This window comes from Deinococcus aquaedulcis (genome assembly GCF_019693445.1).
Classification (GTDB): domain Bacteria; phylum Deinococcota; class Deinococci; order Deinococcales; family Deinococcaceae; genus Deinococcus; species Deinococcus aquaedulcis.
Map to the genome: position 1 here is coordinate 425,294 of NZ_JAHRBL010000001.1, position 14,539 is coordinate 439,832.

Genomic DNA, 14,539 nt, shown 5'->3' on the forward strand with positions numbered 1-14,539 from the left:
ACCCTTACCGCCCGCCGATGCGGTACGTCACCCCAAAGCGCAGGCGGGTGCTCTGCTCGGTGGTCTGCACCCCCAGGCTGATGTTCGTGCGGGGGTTGACGTTGTAGCCGGCCGTGAAGCTGGGGCGGATGGACTGCAGGTTCAGCCCGCGCAGCGGCGTGGTGACCTTGAAGGTCAGGCGGCCGTCCGGGGTGCTGTATTCGGCGTTCAGCAGGCCCTGGCCGGTCAGGTCCACCTGATACTGCAGGTACAGGTTGCGCGTCAGGTACGAGCCCAGCGTGATCGTGGCCCCCAGGCTGTCGCCCAGCAGCTGCGGGGTGAAGCGGAAGACGTCCAGCCCGAACGCCTGCGCCACCGTGCGTTCCAGTTCGCCCAGCACAAAGACGTTCAGGGCGGTCTGCAGCGCGCTGCTGCCCAGGGCCGCGAGGTTGTTGGGCAGTGTGGCGAGGTTGGGCACGCCGGTGGCGACCAGCGCGTACAGCTCGGCCTCGCCGTAAGGTACGCCCGTGTTGGGGTCGGCGCAGTCGGTCCCCACCTGGGTGCAGGCCAGGGTGGTGTCCAGGTCCAGCGCCACCTCGCCACCTGTCCGGGTCACGAACTCGCCCGCCAGGGTCAGGGTGATGGGCACCCGCTGGGTGACCGGAGTGTCGCCTCGGACGGTGCGCCCCGTGACGGTGCCGCTGGCGGTGATGTTGAACTTGGGGTACACGCTGTCGCCGGTAAAGGTAACCGTAGAGTCGCCCAGCGTGAACTCATTCTCGCGCAGGTAGATAAAGCCGCGCTGCGAACGGATCTCGCCGCTTAAGCGGGGGCGGTCGCCGCTGCCCGAGAGCACCAGCCCGCCCGTGAACTCGGCGCGCACCAGATTCTCGTCCACCCGGATACCGTTGACCGCCCGGATGGGAATGTCCTCGAACACCACCCGCTCCAGGAAGGGCAGGGCACGGGGGGTGGGCGCCTCCTGCGCCTGAACGGGGCGGGGGAAGGTGGTGTATTCGGGCGGCAGGGGGCTGGCGTAGTTGTCGGTGGCCCGGCCACCCTCGCCCACGCGGCTCTGGCCGGGGGCGGGAATGGTGGCCGGGGCGTTCACGCGTCCCAGCACCAGCCGGGTAAAGTCGGCCGCGCCCTGCACCCGGATCACGCTGCCGTCGTCGGCGGCGCGCAGATCGGCGTTCAGCACGCTTTCACGGCCGTAAATGGCGTTCAGGGGCAGGTTGTAGTTGCGCGCGCCCAGGGTCAGGTCCACGCGGGGGCTCAGCTCGCCGCCCAGGGTCAGGCTGCCGGGGCCTGCCGGGCCCGTGCTGGCGCTGCTGGCCGTGACGGTCCAGCGGTCATTGGGCTGCTGCTGCACGGTCACGGCGGCGTTCGGCAGGGCGCCCAGGGCCTGCGGCGCCAGCAGGCCCCGGAAGGTGAGGTTGGTGCCGCTCAGGCGCCCCAGCGTCAGTTGCCCGCTGAGGTTCACCACGCCGTCGGCGCCCACGGTGCCCCCGGTGAGCACCTGCCCGCTGGCCCGGAAGGCGCCGCTGTCGGGCAGTTCGCCGCTGAAATCGGGAATCTGCACGCTCAGGCCCGCCAGGGTACCGGCCAGGGTGCGGGCTTCCAGGGTGCCGCGTGGGCGGTCGTAGGTGCCGCCCGCCGAGAGGATCACGCTGCCCTTGAGGCTGGGTTCCATATCGGCCAGCCCGGGAATCAGGCGCAGCACCGGGGTAAAGGTGGTGTTGGTAAAGCGCGCGGTGAGGTCCACCCGTTCGCGGGTGTAGCCGCCCCGCACGTCCCAGGTGCCGGCGCCAGACAGCTGCACATTGATGCCGCGCAGTTCGCGCGCCGCATAGTCCAGGGTGCCGCTGCCGGTCAGGGTCTCGGTCACGGCGGAGGCGCCCTCGCCGCTGGTGGCGCTCACGCGGATGCGCTCGGCCACCACGTTCACCCGGCCAGCCAGCGGATCGGCCAGTGGGAAGCGGAAACGGGCCACGCCAGTCACCACGCCCTCGCCGGGGGCCGTGCCCGTGGCGGCGCCCAGCACGGCGCCCACCGGCAGGGCGCGCAGGGTGCCCTGCCCGAACACGTCCCCGCCACTGAGACCCGCCGTGAAGTCCGATTCACCCAGGAAGCCGCGAATACGCCAGTCACCCGCCACCTGCGTGCCTTCCAGGCGGGCGGGCAGGCGGCGCGGGCCCACCGTCAGGTCGTCCGAGCGCAGCACGAAGGTGCCGCCGCCGTCGCGCAGCGTGGCCTCACCGCTGACCCGGCCGCGCAGCGCCGCCGACGGCACCACGTCGCCCAGCGCCAGATCGTCCAGGGTGGCGCGCAGGGCGTACCCCTCGCCGGTAGGGGCCAGGGCCAGTGGCCCCGCCAGCGCCGGCACCAGGTCGGCCAGGCCGCCAGACGCCGTCACGATGACCTGCGCGGGCACCTGCGCAGCTGTGGCGCGGCCAATCAGGTCGGCGCGGAAGGTTTGCCCGGTCAGCGCGGCGCTGCCGCTGAGGGCCAGCTGTTGCCCGGCCAACGCCACCGGCAGGCGCGCGGCCTCGATGCGCCCCTGCACCCCCGCCGCGTCGGCCCGCAGGTTCACGTCCAGGGTGCCGCCTTCACGGGCCACCCGGCCGGTCAGGGTGCCGGTCCAGGTTGTGGGGCCCTGGGCCGCTTGCAGGTTCAGGGTGCCGCTGCTCAGGGCCAGCGCCCCCTGCACGGCCGGGCGTCCGCCCTGCAGGGTCAAGTCGGCATTCAGACGCCCGTCCAGCGGCAGGTCTACATAGGGCAGGGTGTAGGGGGTGCTCAGGTCGGCCACGGTCAGGGTCAGGCGGCCGTTGCCCGCCGCCGGGTTCAGGCGCCCCGTCGCCGTCACGGTGCCGCCCAGATCGCGCACGCCCAGGCGGCCCAGGTTCAGCCCCGGCAGGTTGGCCTCAAGGTCGGTGCCGTTCCAGCGCACGGTGCCGGTCCGCTCGCCGTCCGAGACGCTCAGGTCGGCGGCCTGCAGGCTGGCGGTGCCGCCCGCGCGCCACTCGCCCCGGCGCACGCTGAGCTGCGCCTGCGGGGCGGTGACGGTGCCCCCCGGCGTGAGGCTCAGGGACAGTTCGGGGCGGGTCAGGCTGGCCGCGCCCAGCAGCGCCCACGGCCCGCTGCCCTGGGGCCGGGCTTCCAGGACGCCGCTGGCCTGGGCCCCGGGCCCGTCCACGAAGCGCAGCTGCACGCCCCGCGCGTCGGCCACCACGCGCACGCCGGCGCCCAGCAGCCCGGCCTCGCCCTGCACCAGGGGCCGGGCGAAGGGACCGCGCACGGTCAGCAGGGCCGGGCGGGTCAGCACGCCCGCCGGGCCGCCGGTCAGGCGGGCCGTGCCGTGCCAGCCCGTCAGGCGGTCGGCGCGCAGATCTGGGCTCAGGCGTAGGCCCTGGGGCCCGGTCAGGGCGCCACTGACCGTCAGGGCCTGGGCGCGCCACACGGCGTTCAGGCGCCCGGCCAGCGTGCCGGCTGCGTCTACCGTCAGGGCCGCCTCGCCGCTCAGTTTGGCTTCGCCCGAGACGCGGAGGGTGGACCCCGCCGCGCGTGCCTGCAGGCTGTCCAGGGTGACCGTCTGGCCGCTCAGGGTCAGCACCGGGCGCCCGCCCTGCGAGAGGGCGGCGCGCAGGTCTGGGCCCGCCACCGTGAACGTGCCGCTCAGGTCCTCCAGGGTGACGCCCAGCGCCTGGGCCCCGCGCGAGGTGACGGTGCCGGCCACGCTGGGCGCGGCCAGGGTGCCCCCCACGCTCAGGCGGGCACTCAACTCGCCCTGGCCGTCTACCAGGGGCAGCGGGGTCAGGGTCAGGGCGCCGTTCAGGGTGGGCACGAAGCCGGCCGCGCGCCCTAGGCTGAGGGTGCCGCCGCCCAGTGGGCCAGCGCTCAGGATGTAGCGGCCCTGTCCGTCGGGTCCCTGGCCTTCCGCACGCAGAATCACGGGGTCTGGCAGGCCCGGCACCCGGGCGCTGACCGTGCCAGAGAGCGCGGGCCACACGCCGTCCAGGTTCACCTCGGCGCGCGCCTCGCCCCGGGTGAGGGTGCCGTACAGGCGCGCCCGCACCCGGCCCGCCGCGAGGTCCAGGTCGCGCACTTCGGCGTACAGGGTGCCACCCAGGTCGCCGCGTGGCGAGAGGCGGGCATTCAGCACCGCCGAGCGCAGCCGCCCGGCCACGGTGGCCTGGGCGCCCAGGCGGTCGGTGTCCACCGTCACGCTGCCGGCCACGGCCGGGTCGCGCGCGGCGCCCGTCAGGGTCAGGGCGGCGCTCAGCCCGCCGCGTCCCAGCGAGGCAGCGCCCACGAAGTCGGTGCTCAGCTGGCGCACGTCCACACTCAGCCCGCCCGGGAGCGCGCCGCGCACCGTGACCAGCCCGTCGCGCAGGCTGCCGCTCAGGTCGGCGCTCAGCGCGTCCTGGCCCGGCTGGTAGCGGGCGCGCCCATACAGGCTGAAGGGTCCCAGCTCGCCCTGAACACCCTTCAGGCTCAGGTTCTGGGCGTTCAGGGCCTCCAGTCCGCCGCGCAGGGTGCCCTGGGCGTCCAGGGTGCCGCCCAGCGTCAGGGCGTCCACATCCAGCCCGGGGGGCAGCAGCCGGGCCACACGCAGCGGCTGGGGGGCCTGCAGCTTCAGGGCGTAGCGGCCCGCCACCAGCGTGGCCTGGGCCTGGACGCGGGGCCCCTGCAGGGCCGCGCGCAGGTCGCCGCCGCGCCAGTCGGCGCTCAGCTCGCCGCTCAGCTCGCCGCCCTCGTCGGTCAGGCGGCCTGAGAAAGCCGCCGCCAGGGCCGACCACGACGGGCCGCCCAGCGTGGCCTGCCCCGTCGCGCGCAGCTGGCCAGGGCGGCCCCACAGCGCGCCCACGTCAAAGGCGGCGAGGTCGGCGCTGCCCCCCGGGCGCAGCGGCAGCGACGCCGGGAAGCGGCCCGTCAGGCGGGCCTGACCCGCGCCCGTCCCGTAGACCGCTGTGGCCCGCAACTCACCCTGGCCGTCCAGCAGGGCGTCCAGGGGCCCGCCCGGGGTGTCGCCCACCACGCGCAGCGACCCCGTAAAGCCGCTGCGGGCGTTCCAACCCAGCGGGCCGCGCAGGCGCAGGTCGGTCTGGGGGGCCACGTAGGCGGCGTTCAGGGTCAGGGCGGCGCGCTGTAGCCCGCCCAGCGCGCCGCTGCCCAGGCGACCACGCACCTCGCCGGCAAGGGCGGGGCCCGTCAGCCTGAGGCGGTAGTCGGCGCCCAGCAGCTTGGCGCTTAGGCGGGTGCCGGCGGCGCGCAGGCCACTGAGGTCGCCGCGCAGCGTGCCGCTGAGGCGCACCTCCGGCTTTTGCAGGCTGCCCCGCAGTTGTCCGGTGTACTGGCCCGGCAGGCCGCTCGTGAGGGTGACCTTGGTGCTCAGGGCCAGGGTGGGGAAGAGGGCGCCCCCCAGGCGCGCCGTGCCCTGCACCGGGGCAGTGGGCCCCAGAGTGGCCTGCGCGCCCTGGGTGCGCAGCACGCCGCCCGTCAGGCTCAGGGGCGCCGAGAAGGCCACGCCCGACACCTCGCCCGTGGCCTGGGCGCGGACGCCTGTCAAGGTGCCGCCCAGGCTCAGGCTGAGGCGGCCGGGCACGCCGGCCAGCGGGCGCAGGTCGCCCGCGCTGGCCCCGCCGCTCAGGCGCCACGCGGCCAGCCCCGCGCCGGGGCCCTTCACTGCGCCCAGGTTCAGGGCGGCGCCGGCCAGGGTGCCCCCGGCGTTCACGCGGGCACCGGGGCCAGTCAGGCCGGCAGCGGCCACCGTCAGGTCCACCGCGCGCCCCTCCAGGCGGCCCCCCACGCGCAGGGTGAGGGTGTCACTGGCGCGTGGGCCGGCGCGGCCATTCAGGGTGGCGCGCAGGTCGTCCAGGGTCAGCACGGCGTTTGCCTGCGGGTACAGCGGCCCGCGCAGGCGCAGGGCGCGGCCTACCAGCGTGCTGCGCAGATCTGCCGAAAGCTGCCCGCCGCGCAGGGTGAGGCGCCCACTGGCGCCCTGCCCAGCGGCGCGCACGTTCACGGTGGCTTGCCCGGCGGCGCGTTCAAAGCGGCCCCCGGGCACGGTCAGGTTCAGGCTCAGGCGGCCCTGGGCGCCCGGCAGCACCGGGGCCAGCACCCGGGCGTCCAGTGAGGCGCCGGGCACGCTCAGGCTGCCGCCCTCGTACCGCAGGGGCAGGCGCGACCCGGGGTGGGTCAGGGTGCCGGCCGCGCGCAGGCCGCCGGTCCAGCCCACCTGGGCGTTCAGGGCCAGCGGTCCCCCCAGGTAGCGGGCCCCCTGCAGCGCCAGCCGCGCGCCGCCGGGCGAGAGGGTCGCCACCAGCTGGCCGGGCACCAGTTCGCGCCGCACTGCTTCTGGCAGCGGGGCCGTAAAGGGCGCCAGCGCCGTGCTCAGCTGGCCGCCCAGGGCCGGCAGCAGGGTGACCTCGCCGTTCACGGGGCCCCGGGGCGCGGCCAGCAGCGCCGGGCCCCGGCCCAGCAGCTGCGCGGTGCCCGGTCGCCCACCCAGGGCGTAGCGCACCCCCACGGCGCCCGACCAGCGGCCCGAGGCATAGGTGAGCCCGCCCACCCGCAGCCGCGCGCCGGTCAGGCTGCCGCTGAGGGGCAGGGTCTGGCCCGGCAGGCTGAGGCGGGTGGGCCCGCTGCCCAGGCTCTGCGGCTTCAGGGTCACGGTGCCGCGCAGGTTCGCCACGCCGCCTGTGGCCTGGGCGGCCAGGTAGGGTCCAGTCACGTTCAGGCGCAGGTTCGAGAGGGTAGCGGGCAAGGTCAGGCGTCCGCTGGCCCGCAGGGTGTGGTCGGCCAGGGTGCCGGAGGCCTGCACCCCGCCGCCCGCCGCCTGCAGCGTGAAAGGCCCGGCCTGCAGGCGGCCACTCAGGACGCCGTCCCGGGCCTGCAGGGTGCCCTGCAGGCGCTGGCCGCCCAGGGTCAGCCCCTGGGCCTGAACCCCCAGGTTGTCAAAGCCGCGCAGGGTCACGCGGGCCCGGCCGCCAGCGGTGTCGGTCACCACCACCTGCCCCCGGGGCGAGAGGCCGGTGCCCTGCACGTTGCCGTTCACAAAGAGGCCGCCGCCCAGCGGGCCGCTGACATCCACGTTGTAGCGCCCGGACGGCAGCGAGGCCGTGCCCTGGGCCCGCAGGCCCTCGCCGTCGGTGACCAGCACCTGCAGGCCGTTCCAGGGGCCACGCAGCGTCACCGCGTACTGGTCCAGCACGCCGCGCGCGTTGACCGCGCCCCGGAAGGCCCCGCCCCGGCCCAGCCCCCAGCTGGCCTGCCCCTGCACCCGCCCGGTCTGGCCGAAAGCGGTGAGGGTCTGGGTGCCGCTCACCCGGGTCAGGCCCCCGGCGCCGTCGTAGGCCACCGTCAGGTCGCCCCAGCGCCCGGTCGCCTGTAGGCGCGGGGTGAGGGTGCCGCGCACGTTCACCGCCTGGGCCGGCACGGTGACGCCGCCGAACGACAGTTCGCCCGTGCGGCCGCTGGCCTGGGCCCGCAGCGCCGTGTAAGGGCCCTGCACCGCCACATTCAGCGTCTGGCCCTGGGCACTCACCCGGCCGGTGACGGCCACCGCCGGGAACACCTGCCCACTGAGGCGGGCGCGGGCGCCGCTGTAGAGGGCCAACAGATTGGCCTGCACGTTTCCAGCGCGGCGGGTCAGGGTGCCCTGCAGCGTGGCCCCCTGCGCCCGGGCGTTGATCACGGCCACACCGCCCTGACCGCGCAGGTTCAGGTCCAGGGTGCCGCCCAGGTCGGGCACGCGGGCCAGGGGCCGCAGGGCGGCCAGATCCACGCGCCCGGTGGCGGTCACGTTGTCCCCTTGCACCAGCCCGCGCGCTGTTTCCCGGCCCGAGCGCAGGTCAAAGGCCAGGGCGCCGCTGCCCTGCAGGTTCAGGGTCCCGCGCAGGTCCGTGCCCTGAACCCGCACCGCCGTGCGGTAGGGGGCCTGCAGCGCGGTGTCCGCCAGCAGGGCGACGCCGCCCACCTCGCCGCGCACCGACGCCGCCGTGCCCCGCCCGAAGGCGCTGAGGTCCAGGCCGCGCCCACGCACCCGCAGCGACCCAAAGGCCTTGAGGGTGGTGGTCAGGGTCACGTCGCCCGTGGCGCGCAGGTCGCCGGCCAGGGCCAGATCGCGCGCCTGCACCCGGAAACTGTCGCCCTGCCAGCCCAGTACCTGCCGCCCAGCCACAAAACTGCCGCGCTGCTCGATGTAATTGAGATTCAGTGGCCCACTCAGGGGGCCACGCAGGCCGGGCACGGCGGCGGTCAGGGTGCCGCTCACGTCGCCGCCGGTCAGGTCCAGCTGCCCGCGCCCATTCAGGGTCAGACCCGCGCCCTGCAGTTCTTGCAGCGCCCAGCTGCCCCGGAATTGCCGGTTCAGCCGCAGCTGGGCGCGGCCCAGGTCGGCGCGCAGGCCCTGGCGGTCCAGCACGGCGGTGCCCGCCAGCGCGAAGGGGCCCGCCAAACCGTCCGTGATCACCGCGCGCAGGTTCTGAGGCGTGCCGCTCAGGGCAATCCGGGCACGCGCCGCGCCGTAGGTGGGGTTCAGGCGGGCCTGCAGCTGCTGGCCTTTGGGGGTGAAGGTGGCGCTCAGTGGCCCGCCCAGGCCCTGGCCCTGCACGCGCACCACGTTCTGCGCGTCAATGCGGGCGGTCAGGTCCAGTGGTTTTTGCCCCAGCACCCCGGCCACGGTCACGCGGCCCTCGCGGCCAATGGCCCAGCGGCCCGCCACGCGCTGGTCGGCTCCGCCCACGGCGGTCTGGGCGCTGAAGGCCAGATCGTTGGTCTGCCCGGCCGTGCGGCCGTCTTCACTCAGGTAGGTGTATTCCGCGTTGGCGTCCCGGAAGGTCACCCCAGCCAGCTGGCCGGCGCCCTGGGCGTAGGCCTTGACCCGCACCGTGCTCCAGCCCCCGGCGGTCACGCGCAGGCGCAGCGTGCCCTGGCCGGTGGTGCCCAGCGCCTGGGCCAACCCCGCCACTGTGGGCGTGGCGTCGGCCGTGATCCGCCAGTTCTTCGCCGCTGTATCCACCCGCCCCTGGGCGGTCACGGGGCCGTTCCAGCCGCGCCCGGCGAGTTGCAGCTCCACCACGTCGCCCCGGTGCGAGGCGCGGCCGGTGATGTCCGTTACCCGCACCAGCGGCGCTTCGGGCACACGCAGGGCGCCGCCCGTCAGGCGCAGGTCGCCGCGCACCGGGCCGTCCCCCAGCACGTAGCGGCCCGCAATCCGCCCCGCCGTCACGCCGGGCCAGTAGTGATTCAGCACCCGGGCGTCGGCGTCCAGGTCAATGGTCGCGGTGTTGCCGGCCGGGCCTTCGCCCAGCGTCACGGCCGCATTCAGGTCACCGTCTCGGGTGGCGCCGCGCACCTGCAGGCGGCCCCGGTCCTGGCTCAGGGTGAACTGGCCGTCGGGGACATTCACGCCGCTGCCGTCCACCGTCAGGCGGGTGCGCTGCACGTCCAGGCGGTTCAGCACCACGCGCCAGCCGCCCTGCGCGCCGCCTCCGGCCCCGCCGCCCACCAGGTCTTTCAGGCGCAGGGCCACCGCCGCGTCGGCCACGCGCACATTCAGGCGCAGGGTTTTGGTCAGCGGATTGACCCCGGCCACCTGCGCTTCTACCCGCCCGGCCTGGGCCTGCACGCCGGGCAGTTGCAGCCGCGCGCCGTCCAGGGTGGGCGCCCACAGGGGCCCGCCCACCCGCTCGGCGCTCAGGCCCGCCTGCGCCCCCAGCCGGCCCAGCAGCGCTCCGCCCAGCAGCGTGGGCAGCAGCGCCAGCACCAAGAGCGCCGCGCCCAGGAGTCCCAGCACCCAGGGCCAGATGCGGCGGCGACGCGGGGGCGGGGGAGGCTGGGGCTCGGGGGCCGGGGCGGCGCCCGGCGGCAACTCGTCGGTCATGGTGTGGGGCGGCCTTCGGGGCCTGCCGCGAACTGTCGGATACGGATTCCGTCCATTTCCGGAACAGCCGGGAAAGAGCCGGCTGTTCCTTCAATTCCCGAAAACCCGTACCCTTTCCTTCTCCCTTCGGTCGAAAAAGTTCCGTCATCCATGACGGAACTTTTCGGAAGTTGTCTTAATGCTCCTGGCCGCATTCTCAGCATTCTACGGCGGGGGTGGTGAATGCCGCACCCGGCGCATCCTCATGCAACGGTCAGAGAACGGCGCCCCGGGCGGCGCGCCGGGTAGGATGCGCCACATGCGCCTGACTGCTCTCATTTCTGGCACTGTGCAGGGCGTCGGCTACCGGCGCTACGTGCAGCGCCACGCCCGCGACCTGAATCTGGCGGGCTCCGCCGAAAACCTCAGCGACGGCCGGGTAGAGGTGGTGGCCGAAGGCCCGCAGGCCGAGCTGGACCGCCTGCTGCACTGGCTGCGCCGGGGCCCGCCCCACGCCCGCGTGACCGATGTTCAAACGCAGTACAGCGAGGCCACCGGCCTGCAGGACTTTCACCTGTACTGAAGGAGGGAGGCGGCGCCCAGTCCGTTGCTCGCGGATCAAGCCCCCTGCCGGCTGCTCTGGGCGAAACGGATGATCCGCTGCGCGGCCTCGTCCGGGCTGAGGGCGGTGGTGTCCAGCTGCAGGGCGCCGGGCGGAGGTGGCAGCAGGCCACCCCCGGTCAGCAGGGCGGTCAGACGGGCCGGATCGCGCATCTTGGCGCGCACCTGCCGCTCTGGTTGGGTCACGCGCCGGCTTAGCTCTGTGGGGGCGCAGCTCAACCACACCGGCACATACTGGGCTCTGCGCGTCCTGGCGAGGGCGGGAATGCGCGCCGCCGCCTCTGCTCCACGCGGGTCGTTGGTGTAATAAGCCGTGAAGATCTGATCCACGTCAGCGGGCGCCAAGGCTGCTGCCCGCAGGCCCAGGGCCCAGACCTCGGTGGCTAGGGCGCGCACCTCGTCGGAAACAGGACGCCACCCGTCAGCGCCGTAAGGCTTGAACACCGCGTCGTTGAACAGGTGGTTGTCCAGCAGCGCGGCTCCGGTAAGGGTGGACAGTGCCAGCCCCACCGTGCGTTTGCCGCTGGCAGGTGGCCCGGCCAGATGATAGATGGTGGGGGTCATGCCCCCACACGCGCAAAGGCAGCGATCTGCTCGGCGGCCTCATCCGGGGCCAGCTCGGCCGTGTTCAGCACCAGGGCGTCCGGGGGCGGCGGCAGGGTGCCGCCCCGCTCCAGCAGCGCGCGCAAGAGGCCCGGGTCGCGCAGTTTCAGGCGCTCGGTGCGCTCGGGGCGGCCCATGCGGGCTTCCAGTTCGGGTTGCGGGCACGCCAGCCACACCGGCACAAAGGCCGCGCCCCGTTCGGCGGCCAGGGTCCGCAATTCGGCCACCACCTCTTGCCCACGTTCGCTGCCACTCAGGTGGTTGGTCAGAATGTGCGAGAGGTGGCGTGGCGCCAGCCGCAGCGCGGCCAGTCCGGCCTGCCGCACCGTCTCGGCGAGGTCAAACAGTTCGTCGGGCAGGGGGCTCACCCCGTCGGCGCCGTAGGCCCGGAAAATGGGATCGTTGAACAGGTGGTTGTCCAGCAGCGCGGCCCCGGTGCGCCGCGCCAGGGCCAGCCCCACCGTGCGCTTGCCGGCGCCCGGGGGCCCCACGAGGTAGTACAGGTGACTCATGGCCCCCAGTGTGGCGCCTGGGCGCAGCGACTCCTGCCTCATGTGCCGCCAGCAGAAAAGGGCCCCGCCCAGCGATGGGCAGCGGCCCCTTCTGGGCGGTGGATGCGCCTATTCCAGAATCGCTTCGTGGATGATCTCCACGTTGCCCGCCATCACGCGGCTCAGGGGGCACTTCTCGGCGGCGTCGCGCACGTGGGCCTCAAAGTCGGCCTGATCGCTGCCAGTGATCTTGCCGCGCACGGTCAGGCGCATGGTGCTGACCTTGAAGCCGGGGCCGTCTTTCACCATCTCGCAGGTGGCTTGGGTGTCCAGCGCCTCAATGGTGTGGCCGTGGTTCGCCAGCAGGGCGGACAGCTGCATGGTGAAGCAGCCCGCGTGCGCCGCCGCCAGCAGCTCTTCGGGGTTGGTGCCCTTGCCGTTCTCGAACCGCGTGCCAAAGGAGTACTGCGCGCCTTCCAGCACGCCGCTGCCAGTGCTGACCGTGCCCTTGCCGCTTCTCAGGTCGCCTTCCCAGTGGGCCGAAGCCTTCCGTGCAATCTCTGCCATAGCGCCCAGTGTGCGCCTGCCTGGGGCCGCCACTCTGGTGGCCGGGCTTAAGGTGCGCTTAAGAAAGGTGCCCCTATGGGTGCCGCTGCGCCGTGCCCAAAGGCGGCCCCCAGCCGGGCGCCGCGCGCCTATGCTGGGCCCATGCCCACTCCGCCGAGCGCGCCCCGCAAGCCCACGCTTCACCTTCAGCACGGCCACGAGCGCCCGGACGACTACCACTGGCTGAAAACCCAGGGCAAGACCGACCCCGAGGTACTGGCCTACCTGAGGGCCGAAAACGAGTATCTGGCCGGGGTGCTCTCGCCGCTCCGGGCCGAGCAGGAGGCCATTTACCAGGACCTCCTCTCGCACGTGCAGGAGCGCGACGAACAGCCCGAGGTGGTGCGCGGCGCCCACGCTTATTTCACCCGCACCGAGGAGGGGCAGGCCCATCCCCTCTACCTGCGCCGGCCCCTGGGTGGGGGCGAGCCCCAGGTGCTGCTGGACCTGAATGCCCTGAAGGCTGAAGAGGACTTGGCCAACGTGTGGGTGTACGCCACCGCGCCCAGCCCCGACGGCCGGTTCTGGGCCTACCTGCTGGACACCACCGGCCAGGAGGTGTTTGAACTGCGGGTGCTGGACACCCAGACTGGCAAGCTGGCGCACCCGCCCCTGCGCGGCCTGAACGGCTGGGTGCTGGCCTGGAGCAGTGACGGCCGCGCGCTCTACTACGCCACCGACGACGCCACCCAGCGTTCGTACCGCCTCTGGCGCCACCTGCTGGGCCAGCCCCAGGCCGGGGACACCCTGCTGGTGCAGGAGGACGACCCCACCTTCCGGCTGGGCGCCTACGTCAGCGAGAACGGGCAGACCCTCCTGATTTGCAGCGCCAGCAACCGCGCCCAGGCGTGGTGGGTGCTGTCCACCCACGACACCCAGGGTCTTCCTGCGCCGCTGCTGGCCCGCGAGCGCGGCACCGAGGTCCCGGTGCTGACCGACGGCGGCGACCACTGGCTGGCCCTGACCAACCACGGTGGGGCCGAAGAATTCAAGCTGGTGCGCTGGCCCAAGCGAGGGGACGGTGCGCCCCTGGCCTGGGCCGACGCCGCCGACGTATTGCCCTACGACGAAGGGCGCCACCTGCAAAATGGGCGCCTGTTCCAGGATCATCTGCTGCTGGCCGGGCGCGAGGACGGTTTCACGGCGCTGTGGGTCCTGCGCCGCGAGGCGGGCGGCTATGGCCCTGCCCAGCGCGTGCCCTTTCCCGAGGCCAGTGTGACCGTGGGCATCGGCCCGAATTACGTTTATGACAGCCCCACAGCCCGCATCACCCACACCAGCCTGACCCGGCCCCTGGAACACCTGGACCTGAACCTGGAAACGCTCGAAACCACCCTGGTCAAGGCCACCCCAGTGCCGCAGTACGACCCGGCCCTGTACGTCAGCGAACAGGTGTTGGCCACGGCGCCAGACGGCGAGCGCATTCCGGTCAGCCTCCTGCGCCGCCGCGACACGCCGCTGCCCGCTCCCACGCTGCTCTACGGGTACGGCAGCTACGGCCTCAGCATCAATCCCACCTTCGTGGCGGGGCGCCTGCCGCTGGTGGACCGGGGCTGGGTGTGGGCCATCGCGCACATCCGGGGCGGCGCGGAGCGGGGCCGGCGCTGGTATGACGGGGGCCGCCTGGGCCACAAGATGAACACCTTTACGGACTTCATCGCGGCGGGCGAGGTGCTGCGGGCCCAAGGGGTGGCGCGCGAACTGGTGGCCATGGGCCGCAGCGCCGGCGGCCTGCTGATGGGCAGCGTGGTCAACCTGCGCCCGGACCTGTGGACGGCGGCCTCGGTGGGCGTGCCATTCGTGGACGTGCTGAGCACCATGCTGGACGACACCATTCCCCTCACCACGGCCGAATACGACGAGTGGGGCAACCCCAACCGCCCCGAGGACTACGCGGTCATGGCGGCGTACAGCCCCTACGACAACCTGAAGGCGGGGCGCTACCCCCACCTGTTTGTCAGTACCGGCCTGAACGATCCCCGGGTGGCCTACTGGGAACCGGCCAAGTACGCGGCGCGCGTGCGAACCCTGGCAGCGCCCGGCAGCGGCGTGGTGGTCCTGAAAACCATCATGGGCGCTGGGCACGGTGGCTCTAGCAGCCGCTACGAGGCCCTGAACGAACTGGCCGAGGAATATGCCTTCCTGCAAGCGGCAGTGCAGGGCCGTCTGCACCCCGCCGAGGACATGCCCACCCACGCGGATTGATCACTGGTGCGGGCGGGTTGAGCGGGCCGCAGAGTACGACCCGACAAACACGCTGATTTTGCTCCTCCCCCTTGTGAGGGACTCGCAGAGGTGGGGGCTTGGAAAGTCGCGTCGCAGAGGGGAGAAGCAGGTCGAGCCTCCCAGACGACACTTCCATCGCAGCCTTCTC

The 14,539-nt window shown here is 73.6% G+C and carries 6 protein-coding genes; 2 read left to right on the plus strand and 4 right to left on the minus strand.

Features of this window, described 5'->3' with window-relative positions:
- Positions 1-4: 4 nt before the first annotated feature.
- The gene (locus KMW22_RS02010; protein WP_221088325.1) at positions 5-9,865 is read right to left on the minus strand and encodes a translocation/assembly module TamB domain-containing protein; all 9,861 of its coding nucleotides are present in this window, start codon (positions 9,863-9,865) and stop codon (positions 5-7) included.
- A 298-nt stretch (positions 9,866-10,163) separates the two neighbouring features.
- On the opposite strand from KMW22_RS02010, the gene KMW22_RS02015 reads away from it, so the two are divergent.
- Positions 10,164-10,427, plus strand: a complete 264-nt coding sequence (locus tag KMW22_RS02015; protein WP_221088326.1) for an acylphosphatase — start codon at positions 10,164-10,166, stop codon at positions 10,425-10,427.
- A 35-nt stretch (positions 10,428-10,462) separates the two neighbouring features.
- Here the strand turns inward: KMW22_RS02015 and KMW22_RS02020 are convergent, their stop codons facing one another.
- The 3 genes from KMW22_RS02020 to KMW22_RS02030 all read right to left on the minus strand — a co-directional run bounded on the left by KMW22_RS02020 (position 10,463) and on the right by KMW22_RS02030 (position 12,126).
- Positions 10,463-11,029 (minus strand): hypothetical protein, encoded by a 567-nt coding sequence (locus tag KMW22_RS02020; RefSeq protein ID WP_235692420.1) that lies wholly within the window; start codon positions 11,027-11,029, stop codon positions 10,463-10,465.
- On the minus strand, positions 11,026-11,580 hold the full coding sequence (locus KMW22_RS02025) for an AAA family ATPase (protein WP_221088327.1): 555 nt from the start codon (positions 11,578-11,580) through the stop codon (positions 11,026-11,028). The genes KMW22_RS02020 and KMW22_RS02025 overlap by 4 nt, the downstream gene beginning before the upstream one ends.
- Positions 11,581-11,688: 108 nt before the next feature.
- Positions 11,689-12,126 (minus strand): OsmC family protein, encoded by a 438-nt coding sequence (locus KMW22_RS02030; RefSeq protein ID WP_221088328.1) that lies wholly within the window; start codon positions 12,124-12,126, stop codon positions 11,689-11,691.
- Between the two features lie 141 nt (positions 12,127-12,267).
- On the opposite strand from KMW22_RS02030, the gene KMW22_RS02035 reads away from it, so the two are divergent.
- Positions 12,268-14,370 (plus strand): S9 family peptidase, encoded by a 2,103-nt coding sequence (locus KMW22_RS02035; protein ID WP_221088329.1) that lies wholly within the window; start codon positions 12,268-12,270, stop codon positions 14,368-14,370.
- The last annotated feature ends 169 nt before the right edge of the window (positions 14,371-14,539 follow it).